Below are 16,242 nucleotides of genomic sequence, written 5' to 3'. Positions count from 1 at the left end.
GCACCCACCACTCACCCACCACTCACCCACCACCAAGATCCAGCCATAATGGCCGTATGCCCCGAGAGTTCCCCATCGGCCTCACCCCTCCCGACTGGCTGGTCCGGAACCTCACACCCGCGCAGGCACCCCTCAACTGGGCCGCCATGGCCCGTGCCGCCCTCGCCATGTCCCTCCCCCTGGCGATCGGCCTGGCCGCCGGCCGCCCCGCCTACGGTGCCCTCGCCTCCATGGGCGCCCTCTCCGGCGTCATCGGCGACACCGCCGACGCCTACCGGATGCGCATCCTCAACATCGCCGTCCCCCAGCTCTTCGGCGCGATCGGCGTGACCCTGGGCACCCTGGTGTACGGCCACGGCTGGTACGCGGTGGCCGCCGTCACCGGCGTCGCGCTGATCTCCGGGATGATCTCGACGATCGGCGCGGTCGCCTCCGTCTCCGGCCTCCTGCTGCTCCTCAACTGCGTGGTGGGCGCGGGCCTCCCCCTCCCCTCCCCCTGGTGGCTGGCCCCCGCCCTCATGACCGGCGGCGGCCTGCTGGTCCTCCTCCTGGCCCTGCTGGCCTGGCCGCTGCGCGCCGGCGTCCCCGAACGAACGGCGGTCGCCGCCACCTACCGCACGGTCGCCGACCTCCTCACCTGCGCCGGCACGGACCGCACCGAGGAGTACGAGGCGGCCCGCCGCACGGTCACCCAGTCCCTGAACCAGTCGTACGACCTGATCCTGGCCCGGCGCGCCCTCCACCACGGCCGCAGCCGCGAACTCACCAGAATGGTCGCCCAGTTGAACGCGATCACCCCGGTGATCGAGGCGGCCCCCGCGGCCCACCTCGCGGCCCGCCCGCTCCCGCCGGAGATCCCCGAGGCACTCCGCCACCTGGCCCGGACCGTGGAGTCGGACGACACCCCCCTCCCGCCCCTGCGCCTCCCCGTGCCCACCACGGAGACCGGCCGGGCGGTCGACCACGCGCTGCGCCACACGGCCGAGGTCGTCACCGCGCCCGACGTGGACCCCCGGGGCATCGACGACCGACTCGGCCGGCCCGCCGCGCTCGGCATCCGTACGGCCCGCGCGGCACGCAACGTCGTGCTCTCCGCCAACTCCTGGCGCTACGGCGTACGCCTGGCGGTCTGCATCGGCATCGCGCAGGCCCTGGTCTCCCTCGTCCCCGTCCCCCGCTCCTACTGGGTCGCCCTGACCATCACCTTCGTCCTCAAGCCCGACTTCGGCTCGGTCTTCTCCCGAGCCCTGCTGCGCGCCCTCGGCACGGTCGCCGGCCTGGTGGTGGCGGCGGTGATCCTGGCCGAGGTACCCCTGGGCTGGTGGCACGTCCCCGTGCTCTTCCTCCTGGCGCCCCTCGTCCCGGCCCTCACCCCCCGGGGCTACGGCTTCCAGACGGCGGCCATCACCCCGGTGATCCTGCTCCTCTCCGACATCCTCAACCACCAGGGCACGGCCCTGCTGCTCCCCCGGCTCAACGACTCGCTGCTGGGCTGCGCGATCGCGCTGACCGCCGGTTACCTCCTGTGGCCCGAGAGCTGGCACACCCGCGTGGGCGACCGCCTGGCCGACGCGGTGGCGGACACCGCGGCCTACGTCGAGGCGGCCTTCGGCCCCGTCGCGGACCCGTCCGCCCGGGCCCGCATGCGCCGCCGCCTCTACCGGGACCTCTCCGTCATCCGCACGGAGTTCCAGCGGGCCCTGACCGAACCGCCGCCGACCGGCCGGCGCGCCGCCGCGTGGTGGCCGCTGGTCGTCGCCGTCGAACGCATCGTGGACGCCACGACGGCGGCCCGCGTCCGCGTCCGCCACGGGGCCGCGCCCCCGTCCACCGGCGAGATCGCCCAGGTGACCCTGCAACTGCGCGAGCTGTCGGAAGGCGTACGCAGCGCGGAAACCCTCATCGCGGTCCGCACCGACCTCACCGGCCCGGCCGGCAGCGTCCTGGAACCCCTCCGCCAGGAAGTGGCCGCGGCCCGCGCCATCACATCCCCGCACTGACACGGTCCCGAAAACCGGGGCCGCTAACCTTACGTGTCCGTCCTGGCCAGCGATTGACGGGCTACAACTCACGCGAAGGGTTGCACATGGGCATTCTCACTCTCCTGAGGAACGCATTCGGCCGCTCACGCAAAACACGAGCCACCGAGGTGGAGGGTGCGGACCGGACCCCCACGCAGCCGCAGACCCCCACCTCCATCCCCGAACCCCGCCAGTCCTCCCCCGAGCCCGAGGAACACGAACTGGTCTCGGCGGCCTTCGACAAGGTCAAGACCCCCGACCCGACGCCTCCGGCCGAGCCGAAGACAGAGACCGAAGCAAGCGCCGAGGCAGCGGAAAAGCCCCAGGCGAAGCCCGAAACCGAAGAGAACCCCGAGGCCGCGTCTCCGGCTGACGCCGAGGAGACCCCCGAGGCAGCGTCTCCGGCTGAGGCGGAGGAGACCCCCGAGGCTCCGGCATCGGTCCAGGCGGAGGCCGAGGAAGAGCCCAAGGCCGAGGAAGAGGCAGAGGAGAAGCCCGAGGCTCCGGCTCCGGCCGAGGTCGAGGTCGAGGTCAAGGAAGAGCCCAAGGCAGAGGCCGAGGCCGAGGCCGAGAAGAGCGCCCCGGCGCCGGTTCCGGCCGAGCCCGAGAACAAGGCCGACGAAGGACCCGAGGCGACGGCTGACGAGCTGGTCCCGGCCGAGGCCGAGGCGACGGGTGAGGCCGAGGAGCCCGAGGCAGTGGCCCCGGCTGTCGCCGAGCCGACGACCGAGGCCCCGACGCCGGCCGAAGCGGACGAGCAGTCCGGGGACGAGTCCGTGCCTGCGCAGGAGAAGGCGGCCGATCAGGAGCCGGCCGAGACTGTGCCGACGCCGGAGCCGGTCGGCGCGGAGGCAGCCAAGGCAGAGCCGGAAACGGAACCGCAGGCCGAACCTGAGCCCGCGCCTGAGGCACAAGCGAAGCCGGACACCGAGCGCGAGGCGGAAGCAGAAGCCGACACCGAGGCCGAAGCAGAGCCCGCCGTCGAGCCCCAGGCCGAAGCGAAGCCGGACACCGAGGCCGAGGCAGAGCCTGACACCGAGCCCGAGCCCGAGCCCGAAGCAGAACACGACACCGAACCTCAGGCCGAAGCGCAGCCCGACACCGAGCCCGAGGCCGCAGCAGAGCCCGGCACCAAGGCCGTAGCAGAAGCCGACAGCGAGGCAGAGGCCGAGGCAGAGCCCGGCGTCGGGTCTCGGGCCGAAGCGGCGTCGGGTGTCGAGGTTCGGGGCGAAGCGGAAGCGAGCGTGGACGAGGCCGTCGGCCCGCAGGCCGCCGACGGCGAGGACGACCCGCAGGGGCCACCCGCACTCGACGACGAAACCCGCACGGGTGGTGCGGGTGGGAACACGGACGCCGAAGGCGAAGCCGAGGCGACCGCGCCGACGGGGACCGGAACGACCACAGACAACGAACCCGAGCCGGAAGCAGAAGCGGAAGCGGAAGCAGAGCCGGAAGCGGAGCCGGAAGCGGAAGCAGAAGCGGAAGCGGGCGTGGACGGGCTCGGCGATCCGCAGGGCACCGTCGGCGAGGACCCCCGCGCCCCCGCCCTCCCCCTCGCCCAGCTCAAGTCCCTCACCCCGGCCCTCGCCACGGCGTACAACGCCGCCACAGACACCCTCCGCAAGACCGACCTCACCGGCACCCGAGCGAAGCTCTACCTCGTGCTGGACCGCTCCGCGAGCATGCGCCCGTACTACAAGGACGGCTCCGCCCAGGCCCTCGCCGACCAGACCCTCGCCCTCGCCGCCCACCTGGACCCCGAGGCCACGGTCCCCGTCGTCTTCTTCTCCACGGAGGTCGACGGCACCACCGACCTCACCCTCACCCCGGACCACGAGACGAAGATCGACGACGTGCACGCCGGCCTCGGCCGCATGGGCCGTACCAGCTACCACGCCGCCGTGGAGGCCGTACTCGCCCACCACGACAAGAACGTGGCCCCCGGCACCCCGGCCCTCGTCGTCTTCCAGACCGACGGCGCCCCGGACGCCAAGACCCCCGCCACCCAGGCCCTCACCGCCGCGGCGGCCTCGCACCCCGGCGTCTTCTTCTCCTTCGTCGCGTTCGGGGAGCACGACAACAAGGCCTTCGACTACCTCCGCAAACTGAAGACCGACAACGCGTCCTTCTTCCACGCGGGTCCCACCCCCCGCGAGCTGACGGACACGGAGCTGTACGAGGGCGTACTGGCGAACTGGCGCCCGTAACCACCCGCCGCGCCGCGCCCACCGCCCCGCCCCGCCCATGCCGTCCGCTTCTCAGCCCGCAAAACGGGAAGCGGGCGGCATACACACGTCGGCTACGATTTCAAGGTTCGTACCACACCCCGACCTGGGAGCAGCCCGCGATGGCTCGACACCTCATCACCAGCGCCCTTCCGTACATCAACGGGATCAAGCACCTGGGCAACATGGTGGGGTCCATGCTCCCGGCGGACGTGTACGCCCGGTACCTCCGCCAGCGCGGCCACGACGTCCTGTACATCTGCGCGACGGACGAGCACGGCACCCCCGCCGAGCTGGCCGCGAAGGAGGCCGGTCTCTCGGTCGCCGACTTCTGCGCCCAGGCGCACGACGCCCAGAAGGCGGTCTACGACGGCTTCGCACTCGCGTTCGACTACTTCGGCCGTAGCTCCTCGCCCGAGAACCGCGAGATCACCCAGCACTTCGCGCGCAAGCTGAACGAGAACGGCTTCATCGAGGAGCGCGCCATCCGGCAGGTGTACAGCCCCGCCGACGGCCGTTTCCTCCCCGACCGCTACGTCGAGGGCACCTGCCCCCACTGCGGCTACGACAAGGCCCGCGGCGACCAGTGCGAGAACTGCACCCGCGTCCTGGACCCCACCGACCTGATCAACCCGCGCTCGGCGATCTCCGGCTCCACCGACCTGGAGGTCCGCGAGACCAAGCACCTCTTCCTCCTCCAGTCCAAGCTGGAGAACGAGGTCCGCGAGTGGGTCGCCCGGCACGACAAGGACTGGCCGCAGCTGGCCTCCTCCATCGCCCACAAGTGGCTGACCGAGGGCCTGCACGACCGGGCGATCACCCGTGACCTGGACTGGGGCGTCCCGGTCCCGGCGGACACCTGGCCGGAGCTGGCGGCCGAGGGCAAGGTCTTCTACGTCTGGTTCGACGCCCCGATCGAGTACATCGGCGCGACGAAGGAGTGGGCCGACCAGGACCCGGACAACCGCGACTGGAAGGCGTGGTGGTACGACGCCGACGACGCCGTCCGCTACACCGAGTTCATGGCCAAGGACAACGTCCCCTTCCACACCGTGATGTTCCCGGCCACCGAGCTGGGCGTACGCGAGCCGTGGAAGAAGGTCGACTTCGTCAAGGCGTTCAACTGGCTGACGTACTACGGCGGCAAGTTCTCCACCTCGCAGAAGCGCGGCGTCTTCACCGACCAGGCCCTGGACATCCTGCCCGCCGACTACTGGCGGTACTTCCTGATCGCCAACGCCCCGGAGTCGGACGACTCGTCCTTCACCTGGGAGCACTTCACCGCCACGGTGAACAAGGACCTGGCCGACACCCTCGGCAACTTCGTCAACCGGGTGCTGTCCTTCAGCAAGAAGCGCTTCGGCGAGGAGGTCCCGGCCGGCGGCGAGCCCGGCGAGGCGGAGGCCCGGCTCGGCGAGGAGATCGCGGCGCTCCTCGCGGAGTACGAGTCGCAGATGGAGGCCCTGCAGTTCCGCAAGGCCGCCGCCGCCCTGCGCGCCCTGTGGTCGGCCGGCAACTCCTACCTGGAGGAGAAGGCCCCCTGGCTGGAGATCAAGACCGACAAGGAGGGCGCGGCCCTCACCCTGCGTACGGCGATGAACCTCATCCACCTGTACGCGGTGGTCTCCGAGCCGCTGATCCCGGCCTCCTCGGCGGCGATGCGCGGCGCCTTCGCGCTGGCGGACGACACCGCCGCCTGGGTCACCGCCGAGGAGGCGAAGGCCCTGGTGTCCGTCCCGGCCGGCACCCCGTTCACGGTGCCGCCGGTCCTGTTCGCCAAGCTGACGGACGAGGACCTGGCGGCGTACAAGGAGCGCTTCGGCGGCGAGGAAGGCTGACCGGGACCGCACGCGGGTGAAGGGGCGCCGAGCCGCTGGGCTCGGCGCCCCCTCGCGTACGCGCGGCCTACGCCGAGGGCGGGGTCACTTCAGGACGCCCGCGCCGGTCGTCGTCGCCAGTTCCGCCGGCAGGTCCTTCGCCGAGGTCTGAAGGCCCGCCGTGAGCGTCGGCGTCCAGTTGACCGTCGTCCCGATCTTCTTCGAGCTCGCGGCGTTGTACGCGGCGACCAGGTCGGTGGCCGTGCCGTTGACGAGGTTGCCGCTGCCCGCGACCGAGCCGGTGCCGTCGCCGCTGAGCAGCTTGGCGACCTTGCCGCCGGAGGGCACCTTCCAGTAGTTGGCCTGCGCGACGACCTGCGCCTTGGCGCGGGAGTTGATGCTGTACAGGGGCGCGTAGCCGTCGAGGGTCGTCGTGTCGTACAGGTTGTTGTAGATGTGCACCTGGCCGATGCGGGTCAGCGGGGCCCGCTGGACGATGCCCTTCCACACGTTGTGGTGAATCGAGACGCGCAGCTTGCCGGTGCTGTCCTTGTCGCTGCTGCCGATCAGCATCGTCTTGTCGTGGTCGGTGAACCGGTTCCGCTCGACGGTCACCAGGTCGGAGCCCTTGGTGATGTCCAGGGCGCCGTCGTGGATCTGGTACTCGCGGCCGAAGTACTTCGGGTTCGCCTTGTCGAAGTGGGGCGCGTCGGTGAACGTGTTGTGGTCCGCCCAGACGTGGGTCGCGCCGCGCAGGGTGACCGAGTCGTAGTTCGAGTTCCAGTTGCCGTCGTCGCCGTCGGTGGGGTCCCACTGCGGGAAGCAGTCCTCGGTGGCGGAGAAGGCCAGGTTGCGGACGATGACGTTGTCCACGTTCTGGATCTGGAGCATGCCGCCGGTGATCCCCGCGTTGGTGCCGGGCACGCCCACGATCGAGGTGTTGGCCGGCACCTTGAAGACGATGTTCTTCGCCTGCTTGTCCTGGGCGGCGGCGCGGGCCTTCTCCTGGGTGCCGGAGGGCAGCTTGGAGCGGCCGTAGGTGGCGGGGTCGTAGGCCTTGAGGTAGGCCGACAGCGAGTAGCCGGTGCCGGAGGCGTAGTCGGCGCAGGTCAGCTTCTTGCCGCTGTCGTCGGTGTTCGCGTCGATCGTGCCCCGGACCTTGATGATGCGGGGCGTGGTGTCGGAGGCCGAGCCCAGCGCCTTCACCAGCTGGGCCCGGGTGGAGACGGTGAAGGTGTGCGCGGAGTCGGCCTTCGCGCCGCCGGTGGTCCCCGTGCCGGAGGCGGCCCAGCCGTCCTTGGCGGCGAGGGTCTGGTGGTACAGGTCGACGACGTCGGCGTTCGCGTTCATCACGAACACCCCGGCGCCGACACCCGCGGCCACGACGGCGGCGGACACGGCGAGCGTGCGCCGCCTGCGGAGGGACCGGCGGTGGGAGGGAGCTGCCACGGAGGAGTCCTTACGGGTGTGTCGAACATGCCTTACGACTCCTCAGTGGCCGCCGCGCGCCGGGAAGTTGCCGTCCGCCGGAGGAAATCTCCGGCCGCTCCGCTCAGACCAGGGCCCCGAGGACGAGTGCCCCGGCCACCGGTGCCGCGTAGACGAGCGGGAAGGGGATGTGCCCGTACACCCGCGCCCGCGCCACGGTGAGCGCGGCACCCAGGAAGTACAGCACCAGTGCGGCCCCGGCCAGCACCCCGACCACCGGCACGAACAGGCCGACGACCAGGCCCACGGCCCCCGCGGCCTTGGCCAGGCCCAGCCAGGTCCACCACGAGCGCGGCACCCGGTACTCGACCAGCGCCTGCACGATCCACTGCGCCCGCAGCAGCAGCACGGCACCGGAGAATCCGGCCATGAGCGCGGCGAGCAGGGTGACGACGATCTGGGCGGTGCGCATGAGAGGCTCCCGAGGAGTGTTCGGAGGACTTCGGACACCTCTGTGAACCCCTAGGTCGCCCAGGTGTGACAGGAAGCCGGAAAAATCTTCCCGTGGACATCGTGGACATCCCCGAACCCCATCTCCGTCTCCTCGCGGACGTCGTCTCGGCGGGCGGCCCGCACGGTCTGGTCCTGGCGGGCGGCTATGCCCTCCAGGCGCACGGACTGCTCCGACGCCCGCACGCCGACCTCGACTTCGCCACCGAGAGTGCCGAGGCCGTCGAGCACATCGCCGCCGCCGTCGGCGCGGCCCTGGAAGCGCGGGGACGGCAGGTGCGGACCGGACCGGTCACCGCGCTCACCGCACAGCTGACGGTCACCGACCCGCCCACCGGCACGCCGTGCGGACTCGCCCTGCACAAGGAGGCGTTCTGGCAGCCGCCGGAACTCACCGGGTACGGCCCGGCGCTCTCGCTGGAGGACGCGGTCGGGACGAAGATCCGGGCGCTGTACGACCGGGGTGCGGCCGTCGACCTCGTCGACGCGCGGGCGGCCGCGGCCCGCTTCTCCCTGCCCGGCCTGGAGGAGTTGGGCCGCCGGCACGCCCACGATCCGTTCGACCTGCCCACCCTCCAGTCCCGGCTGACCGGCACCGACTACTACCCCGACACCGACTTCCGCCGCCTCGGGCTGGACGAGCCGGAGGTCGGCGCCCTGCGGGCCTGGGCGCAGCACTGGTCCGACGACATCGCCGAGCGGCTGCTGGAGGACGGCGCGTCCCCGGACGAGGAGCCCGATCCGGACGAGGAGCCCGGCCCGGACACCGGGGAGCGGTGACCGGGCCGGTCCGTGGTTGGTGGCATACGGCTCGACGGCCTCCGTGAGCAGCACCGACTTCTCGTCGAAGAACAGCTGCCCGGTGTGGCAGGTGTGGCCGCCCTCGTACCCGGCGTCCGTCCAGGCGCCGTCGACGTGCACCTTGACGTGGATGTGCACGCAGCGGCCCCGGTACCAGCCCGGGAGGACCGTCCGGAACGTCCCGTACCCGTGCCGGTCGGTGCGCCAGGTGCCGCGCAGATAGCGGGTGTCGTCGGTGGGCTCCTGGTGTCCGCCCCCACCGCCACCGCGGTGGTGCCACCGGCCACGATCAGCGCACGACGGGTCAGTTCGCGGTCTGCGCCGCCCTGTTCGGGGTTTCCAGCCGTGGGCCGGGACCGTAGGGGCGGAAGCTGTCACCGGGCCCGGAGACGGCTGTGCGCGCCGATCGTCGAGAGCGTGTCAGGACAGATCGGCGCGCACCGGCGAGTCGCCTACTTCGGCTGCGGCTTCCTGATGGTCAGGTGCAGCTCACGCAGCCGCGCCTCCTCCAGCTCCGTCGGCGCGCCCATCATCAGGTCCTGGGCGTTGCCGTTGAGCGGGAAGGAGATCGTCTCGCGGATGTTGGGCTCGTCCGCGAGGAGCATGACGATACGGTCCACGCCGGGGGCGATGCCGCCGTGCGGCGGGGCGCCGAAGCGGAAGGCGCGCAGCATGCCGGCGAACTTCTCCTCGACGGTCTCCCGGTCGTAGCCGGCGATCTCGAACGCCTTGAGCATGATCTCCGGCTCATGGTTCCGGATCGCGCCGGAGGACAGCTCGACGCCGTTGCAGACGATGTCGTACTGCCATCCCAGGATGTCCAGCGGGTCCTGGGTCTCCAGGGCCTCCAGGCCGCCCTGCGGCATGGAGAAGGGGTTGTGCGAGAAGTCGATCGCGCCGGTCTCCTCGTCCTTCTCGTACATCGGGAAGTCGACGATCCAGCAGAAGCGGAAGACGTTCTCCTCGAACTGGCCGGCTCGCTTGGCGGCCTCGACACGGACCGCGCCCATGATCTTCGAGACCTCGTCGAACTCGCCCGCGCCGAAGAACACGGCGTGGCCGGGGGCCAGCGAGAGCCGCTTGGTCAGCTCGGCGACGTTCTCCTCGGTGAGGAACTTCGCGATCGGGCCGGACAGCGCGCCGTCCTCGCCGACGCGGACCCAGGCCAGGCCCTTCGCGCCCAGCGTGATCGCGAACTCGCCCAGCTGGTCGAAGAACTTGCGCGGCTGGTCCTGGACGGCCGGGACGGGCAGGGCGCGCACGTGCTTGCCGGCGAACGCCTTGAACTCGGAGCCCTCGAAGACATCGGTGATGTCCACCAGCTCCAGCTTGGCGCGCAGGTCCGGCTTGTCGGAGCCGTACTTGAGCATCGCCTCGCGGAACGGGATCCGCGGGAACGGGGAGGTGACGTGCCGCCCGTTGCCGAACTCCTCGAACAGCTCGGTCATCAGCTGCTCGATCGGCTGGAAGACGTCCTCCTGCTCGACGAAGCTCATCTCGACGTCGAGCTGGTAGAACTCGCCCGGCGAGCGGTCGGCGCGGGCGTCCTCGTCGCGGAAGCAGGGCGCGATCTGGAAGTAGCGGTCGAAGCCGGAGATCATCAGCAGCTGCTTGAACTGCTGCGGCGCCTGGGGCAGGGCGTAGAACTTGCCCGGGTTCAGGCGGGAGGGGACCACGAAGTCGCGGGCGCCCTCGGGGGAGGTGGCGGACAGGATCGGCGTCGCCATCTCGTTGAAGCCCAGCGCCGTCATCTTGTGGCGGATCGCCGAGATGACCGCCGTGCGCAGCATGATGTTGCGGTGCATGCGCTCGCGGCGCAGGTCCAGGAAGCGGTACTCCAGGCGCCGCTCCTCGTTGACCCCGTCCTCGGCGTTGATCGTGAAGGGCAGCGGGGCCGCCGCGCCGAGCAGCTCGACCTCGGCGACCTCGACCTCGATCTCGCCGGTGGGCAGGTCGGGGTTCACGTTCTCGGTTCCACGTGAAACAACCCGGCCGTCGATGCGGACCGTGGACTCCTTGGAGATCTTGTCCAGGGCCTCGTACGCGGGGGTGCCGGGGCGGGCGACGAGCTGCGTGATGCCGTAGTGGTCGCGCAGATCGATGAAGAGGATGCCGCCCAGGTCGCGCCGATTGTGCAGCCAGCCACTCAGCCGGACGTCGGTGCCGACGTCAGAGGCGCGGAGCTGGCCGCAGGTGTGGGACCTGTACCGATGCATCGTCGTTCATCGTCCTTCGTGGTGGGGTTCTCTCCCGCCGGCTCTGCGGACCGGCGGGAACGGGCACGGGGCCCGGACCCATCAAGGGTACCGGGCACGCCAAGATCGGCTCCCCACCATTACCGCGGGGCGACACGGGCACCGCGCCTCGGAGATACCCACAAACGGGATATCGGCCCCATCGGAACTACCTACAGTGGCACTTATCAATAGGATCTTCATAAAGTGGGGCAATGCGCACAGGCGAGCCTTTGCCGTCCGTCGGGGACGTCCTCGCCGCCCTCGCGACCGGGCTGTGGCACTGGGACACGGCCGCCGGGCTGGTCACCGTGGACGCGGAGGCGGCGCGACTGCTCGGGCTTCCCGCGGAGCCGGTCACCCTCACCGAGGCCCAGACCCGGGCCCGGCTGCACCCGGTCGACTGGAACGAGATCACCGGCGTGGTGCGGCTGGCCGTCGCCGAGGGCACCCTCGCCGAGGTGCGCGTCCGGATCATGGACGGCGACGGCAGCATCCTGCGGGTCGTCCGCAGCCGTTCGAAACCCTCCTACGACCCCGAGCGACGAGGGTACGAGCTGATCGGCACCCTCCAGGAGGTGACCGAGCCGGCCCCCGGCACGCCCGCCGCCCGCAGCGCGGTCACCGGGGACTGGCGGCGCTCCCGTGAGGCGTTCCTGCTGGACGCGGGCCGGGCGCTGGCGGAGGCGCGGTCCACGGCCGAGGTGCTGCGGGTGGCGGGCGGCCTGTCGATGCCGGGGTTCTCCCCGGACGGGCTCGTGGTGTTCGGGGCCGAGGGCGACCGGCTGACCATCACCGGCCAGCACGGGCACCAGCCCGGCGACATGAACCCCTTCTCGCACATGCCGCTGGACACCGACTACCCGGCCGCCGAGGTGGTCCGCACCGGACAGGCCGTCTACCTGTCCTCCCCGGAGGAGTACAAGGAGCGCTATCCGGTCACCTGGCCGCTCGCCCAGGTCTTCGGCCGCCGCTCGTGGGCGTTCCTGCCGCTGACGGTCGCCGGGCGCACGATGGGCGCCTGGATGGCCGCCTTCACCTACCCGGTGGCGTTCACCCCGGACGAGCGCGCCGTCCTCACCACGGTCGCCCGGATGCTCGCCCAGGCACTGTCCCGGGCCGGTGCCGCCGAGACCGAGCGGGAACTGACGGACGGCCTGCAACGCTCCATGCTGCCGTCGCTGGGCCCCGAGATCCCGGGGATGCGGGTGGCCGCCCGCTACATCCCGACCGGTGGCGGACTCCAGGTCGGCGGCGACTGGTACGACCTGATCCCGCTGCCCTCCGGCCGGTTCGCGCTGGTCATCGGGGACGTCCAGGGCCACGACGTGCGCGCCGCCGGCCTCATGGGCCAGCTGCGGATCGCACTGCGCGCCTACGCCGCCGAGGGACACCGCCCCGACGCCGTCCTCTCCCGCGCCTCCCGTTTCCTGCACGGCATCACCCACGCCCGCGCGGACGACTCCCTCACCGACCCGCGCTTCGCGACCTGCCTGTACGTGGAGGCCGACCCGCCGACCGGCCGGCTGGAGATCGCCCGCGCCGGGCACCCCGACCCCGTGATCCGGATGGCGGACGGCACGGTGATGCTGCGGCCGACGGCGGGCGGGCTGCCGCTGGGCATCGACCCGGACGCCGACTATCCGACGACCCGGTTCACGCTCGAGGCCGACGAGACGCTGATGCTGTGCACCGACGGCCTGATCGAGACCGGCGGGCACGACATGGAGAGCGGCTGGCGCAGGCTGCGCGCGATCCTGGAGGACCACCCCGAGGACGGCGAGGCCGACCTGGAGTCGCTGGCCGACGCGCTGGTGCAGGCGGTGCACGGGCCGTCCTCGCACCACACCACCGGCCCGCTGGCCGACCGCCGCGAGGACGACATCGCACTGCTGCTGCTGTGCCGGCCGGGCGAGGGCTGCGGCTGCGGCGGCACCACCGTCACCGTGAAGCTCACGGCCCGGCGCACCCTGCTGTCGGTGGCGCAGGCCGAGCCGGACCGGATCGCCGAGGCCCGCCAGCACCTGCGCGCGCTGCTGCACGACTGGGTGTCGGCGGACCAGGTGGACTCGGCCGTGCTGCTGGTCTCCGAGATGGTCACCAACGTGCTGGTGCACACCGACGCCGACGCGCTGCTGCTCGCCGAGGTCATCGGCGAGGGGGCGGGGCGGCGGCTGCGGGTGGAGGTCTTCGACACCGGCGACGACCTGCCGCACCGGCGCCGCCCCGGCGAACTGGCCTCCTCCGGCCGCGGCCTGATGCTGATCGAACTCCTCGCGGACGCGTGGGGGGTGGACCCGCGGGGCGAGGGCAAGAGCATCTGGTTCGAGCTCTACGAGCCCGGCGACCCGGGCTCCGGCGCCTCGGAGGTGTCGGCGTAACGCTCCCTCAGCTCCCGTACGACACCGAAGGCCGCCGCCGTCACCGGGACCGCGAGGAGCATGCCGAGGATGCCCGCCACGGAGGCACCCGCGGTGATCGCCAGCAGCACCACGGCCGGATGCATCTGCACGGTCCGGCTCTGGATCACCGGCTGCAGCACGTGCCCCTCCAGCACCTGCACCGCGAGCACCACCCCGAGCGCCCACAGCGCGATCACGAAGCCCCGGTCGGCCAGGGCGACCAGCACGGCCACCGCGCCGGAGAGGAAGGCGCCGAGGTAGGGGACGTACGCGCCGACGAAGACGAGCGCGCCGAGCCCGACCGCGCCGGGCACCCGCAGGATCAGCAGGCCGACGGTGATGCACAGGGCGTCGATGAGGGCGATGAAGGTGGTCCCGCGCATGAACCCCTCCACGGCCGCGAAGGCGCGCCGGGCGATGGCCTCCAGGGTGGCGGCGGTGCCGCCGGGCGCGAGGGAGCACAGGGCCCTCATGGCGCGGTGGGAGTCGCGCAGGAAGAAGAAGACGAGCAGCAGCGCGAGCACGGCCATGGCGATGCTCTCGGCGACGACACCGACGCCGCTGATGACGTTGGACACGGCCGTCCCGCCGAACTTGCCCAGCAGCTCGCGCGCGTTGGCCGCGAGGTCGTCCAGGCCGGTCCCGGTGGCCCCGAAGTGCCGTGCCACGCCCTTGGCGGCATGCCGCAGCGAGTCGGCGATCTGCCCGCCGTTGTCGACGAGCGCGGCGACGACGATGTACACGGCGCCGCCGACGACGGCCACCACGGCGACACAGGTGAGCCCGGCCGCCACCGACGGCTGCACCCCCGCCCCCACCAGCCGCCGGTACAGCGGCCCCAGCAGCGCGGTGCCGAGCAGGGCGAGCAGCACCGGTGTGACGGCCGTCCGCAGTTCCGCGCACAGCCGCACCCCGACCCAGCCCACCCCGGCGATCAGCAGCAGCACCACGCACCAGGCGGCGAGGCGGCGAACGGAATCGGGCAGCAGACGCACGAGCCCAGCGGATCATGAACTCCGTCGGCTGTCCTGCGGCACGGGGCCGGGCGGGTGAGAGCCGGCCGCCGGCGCGGCTCGGCCGCCCGCCCCTGTGAGCCGTGGCTGGGAACGCGCTGCCGGACTCACGCCACGTCGGGCCGGGTGGCGACACGGGTCACGGTGACCTGGACGGTGACCCGCTCCACGGCATCGCGGGCGGCGAGGTGGGAGACGACGGCGGCCCCCACGCGGTCGTGGACGTTCTGGGCGACGTCCAGCGCCCGCCGGCCCCCGGACAGGACGCAGCGCACCTCGATGTGCCAGCCCGAACCGTCCGGCGACCGGCCGACGCGGACGCCCGCCTGGGGAGATGCGCGGTCCGGCGCGGCGTCCGTCCGGACGGGCGCGGCGGCTGCCGCCAGGCGGTGCGAGAGACGGGGTTGCAGGCCCGCCACGCCGGGAACCGCGAGGGCCGCCCCGGCCGCGGCGCCGAGGAGCGTGGGCGGGTGGACGACGGTCATCTCGTACCGCCGACGGGCGTGAGGCCGGGACGGAGGGGCGGTTCCGGCCGCAGGATGTCGACCACGGCGATGTCGACGGCCGTCACGGCGAGCCCCAGGTCCTGTCCGGCCGAGTGGAGGACCGACCGGCGCACCTGCTGCACCCGGTCGGGCAGGGGGAGGTCGAGAGCGGCGGCCAGTGTCATGGTCACCCGCACGCCGGTGCCTTCGCCCACGAGGACGATCCGGCAGGTCGCGACCCTGGCGCCGGGGACCGTGTCCGCGGCCTGCCGCAGGACCTTCGCCGCGGCGCTCTCGGCGATGCGCAGCTCACGGTCCGGGTCGGCCAGGGGCAGCAGCCGCCCGAGCCGCACCTCGGCCCGGACGATGTCCATCACGCGGTCGGCGAGTGCGGGGAGGCCGGGCGGGTCCTCGGCGCGCAGCGCTCGGGTGGCGGCGTCCACCGCGGCCAGTCCCTCGGCGGCCTCGCGGCAGTGAGGGCAGGAGAGGCGGTGCGGGTCCACGGCCGGCGCCGCGTCCCGGGCCTGTTCCCAGACCCGGGACAGCAGCCGGCCGCAGAGCAGGACCTCGTCGCCTGCGAACGGGGGGACGTCGGCGGCACCCGGCTCGGAGCCGGTCCCGTCGGCTCCGAGAGGTCCGGAAGGCCGCGCGTGCGGGTCGTCTAGCGCCATGGGCCCATCGCCTCCTGCAAGGATCGGCGTGCCCTGAACAGTCTGCCGCGCACCGTCTGTTCGCTGGTCCGCGTCACATGGGAGATCTCCTTGTAGGACAGGCCCTGCACCTCCCGCAGGATCCAGCAGAGTCGCTGCCCGGCGTCGAGATCGCCGAGTGCGCGGGACAGGGCGGCGGTGGCCGCCTCCTGCTCGGCGGACCGGGCGGGCTGGCTCCAGGTGTCTGCCGCCGCGGGCTCGGCGACGGCGTCCAGCGAGAGGGGCGGCGGCCGGCGCCGGCGCATCGTCTGGCAGCGGTTGACGGTGATCCGGTACATCCAGGTGCGGAACTCCGCGCTGTGGCGGTATTCCGGCAGCCGCCGCCAGGCGCTGACGAAGGCGTCCTGGACAGCGTCCTCGGCGTCCTGGGGGTTGCCGAGCATGCAGCGGGCCAGGGCGAGGAGGGGGCGGCCGTGCCGCTGGACGAGAACGGCGAAGGAGTCCTCGTCCCCCTCGGCCGCCCGCACGGCCAGCAGGCCGTCCGGCAGGTCGCGTCCCCTCGGGTCGCGGCCCGGCGATGAGGGAACAGCGCTTTCGATCATGGCGCCCTCGTACGAGGCTCGGGCCGTCCGTGTACCCGGCCGAGCACATGTGAT

At 72.3% G+C, this 16,242-nt stretch carries 12 protein-coding genes and 1 pseudogene; 5 read left to right on the top strand and 8 right to left on the bottom strand.

Annotated elements, in window-relative coordinates:
- The first annotated feature begins 56 nt into the window (after nucleotides 1–56).
- The 3 genes from ACZ7KF_RS16200 to metG all read left to right on the top strand — a co-directional run bounded on the left by ACZ7KF_RS16200 (nucleotide 57) and on the right by metG (nucleotide 6,084).
- Nucleotides 57–2,000 (top strand): FUSC family protein, encoded by a 1,944-nt coding sequence (locus ACZ7KF_RS16200; RefSeq protein WP_471074247.1) that lies wholly within the window; start codon nucleotides 57–59, stop codon nucleotides 1,998–2,000.
- A gap of 86 nt (nucleotides 2,001–2,086) precedes the next feature.
- The gene (locus ACZ7KF_RS16195; RefSeq protein ID WP_471074244.1) at nucleotides 2,087–4,228 is read left to right on the top strand and encodes a VWA domain-containing protein; all 2,142 of its coding nucleotides are present in this window, start codon (nucleotides 2,087–2,089) and stop codon (nucleotides 4,226–4,228) included.
- A gap of 140 nt (nucleotides 4,229–4,368) precedes the next feature.
- Nucleotides 4,369–6,084: a methionine--tRNA ligase gene (metG, locus tag ACZ7KF_RS16190; protein WP_471074241.1), complete on the top strand. Its 1,716-nt coding sequence runs from the start codon at nucleotides 4,369–4,371 to the stop codon at nucleotides 6,082–6,084.
- Nucleotides 6,085–6,168: 84 nt separating this feature from the next.
- Here the strand turns inward: metG and ACZ7KF_RS16185 are convergent, their stop codons facing one another.
- Entirely contained in the window at nucleotides 6,169–7,512 is a 1,344-nt protein-coding gene (locus ACZ7KF_RS16185) for a pectate lyase family protein (protein WP_471074239.1), read from the bottom strand.
- Between the two features lie 103 nt (nucleotides 7,513–7,615).
- Nucleotides 7,616–7,963, bottom strand: coding sequence for a DoxX family protein (locus tag ACZ7KF_RS16180; protein WP_471074236.1), 348 nt, complete (start codon nucleotides 7,961–7,963; stop codon nucleotides 7,616–7,618).
- Between the two features lie 101 nt (nucleotides 7,964–8,064).
- Between ACZ7KF_RS16180 and ACZ7KF_RS16175 the strand changes: the two genes are divergently transcribed.
- Nucleotides 8,065–8,781, top strand: a complete 717-nt coding sequence (locus ACZ7KF_RS16175; protein WP_471074522.1) for a hypothetical protein — start codon at nucleotides 8,065–8,067, stop codon at nucleotides 8,779–8,781.
- Between the two features lie 15 nt (nucleotides 8,782–8,796).
- Here the strand turns inward: ACZ7KF_RS16175 and ACZ7KF_RS16170 are convergent.
- Together ACZ7KF_RS16170 and aspS are read right to left on the bottom strand one after the other, a co-directional pair.
- A pseudogene (locus tag ACZ7KF_RS16170) lies at nucleotides 8,797–9,069 on the bottom strand (peptidase associated/transthyretin-like domain-containing protein); the annotation flags it as partial.
- Nucleotides 9,070–9,254: 185 nt separating this feature from the next.
- The gene (gene aspS, locus ACZ7KF_RS16165) at nucleotides 9,255–11,018 is read right to left on the bottom strand and encodes an aspartate--tRNA ligase (protein ID WP_471074234.1); all 1,764 of its coding nucleotides are present in this window, start codon (nucleotides 11,016–11,018) and stop codon (nucleotides 9,255–9,257) included.
- A gap of 233 nt (nucleotides 11,019–11,251) precedes the next feature.
- On the opposite strand from aspS, the gene ACZ7KF_RS16160 reads away from it, so the two are divergent.
- Complete coding sequence (locus tag ACZ7KF_RS16160; protein WP_471074231.1) at nucleotides 11,252–13,417, top strand: SpoIIE family protein phosphatase; 2,166 nt, start codon at nucleotides 11,252–11,254, stop codon at nucleotides 13,415–13,417.
- On the opposite strand, the gene ACZ7KF_RS16155 is transcribed toward ACZ7KF_RS16160, so the two are convergent.
- From ACZ7KF_RS16155 to ACZ7KF_RS16140, 4 genes are all read right to left on the bottom strand, one after another.
- Nucleotides 13,369–14,433: an AI-2E family transporter gene (locus ACZ7KF_RS16155; RefSeq protein ID WP_471074229.1), complete on the bottom strand. Its 1,065-nt coding sequence runs from the start codon at nucleotides 14,431–14,433 to the stop codon at nucleotides 13,369–13,371. The genes ACZ7KF_RS16160 and ACZ7KF_RS16155 overlap by 49 nt on opposite strands.
- A gap of 125 nt (nucleotides 14,434–14,558) precedes the next feature.
- Nucleotides 14,559–14,936, bottom strand: a complete 378-nt coding sequence (locus tag ACZ7KF_RS16150) for a hypothetical protein (RefSeq protein ID WP_471074227.1) — start codon at nucleotides 14,934–14,936, stop codon at nucleotides 14,559–14,561.
- Nucleotides 14,933–15,607 (bottom strand): Asp23/Gls24 family envelope stress response protein, encoded by a 675-nt coding sequence (locus ACZ7KF_RS16145; protein WP_471074224.1) that lies wholly within the window; start codon nucleotides 15,605–15,607, stop codon nucleotides 14,933–14,935. Before ACZ7KF_RS16145 ends, ACZ7KF_RS16150 begins: the two co-directional genes overlap by 4 nt.
- A complete protein-coding gene (locus ACZ7KF_RS16140; protein WP_471074221.1) occupies nucleotides 15,598–16,188 on the bottom strand; it encodes an RNA polymerase sigma factor in 591 nt (196 codons plus the stop codon). Before ACZ7KF_RS16140 ends, ACZ7KF_RS16145 begins: the two co-directional genes overlap by 10 nt.
- Nucleotides 16,189–16,242: the final 54 nt, after the last annotated feature.

It is taken from the genome of Streptomyces sp. NPDC038200 (assembly GCF_055600785.1).
Note: the sequence above shows the minus strand (reverse complement) of the source record. Positions and strands in the feature narration are given on the sequence as shown.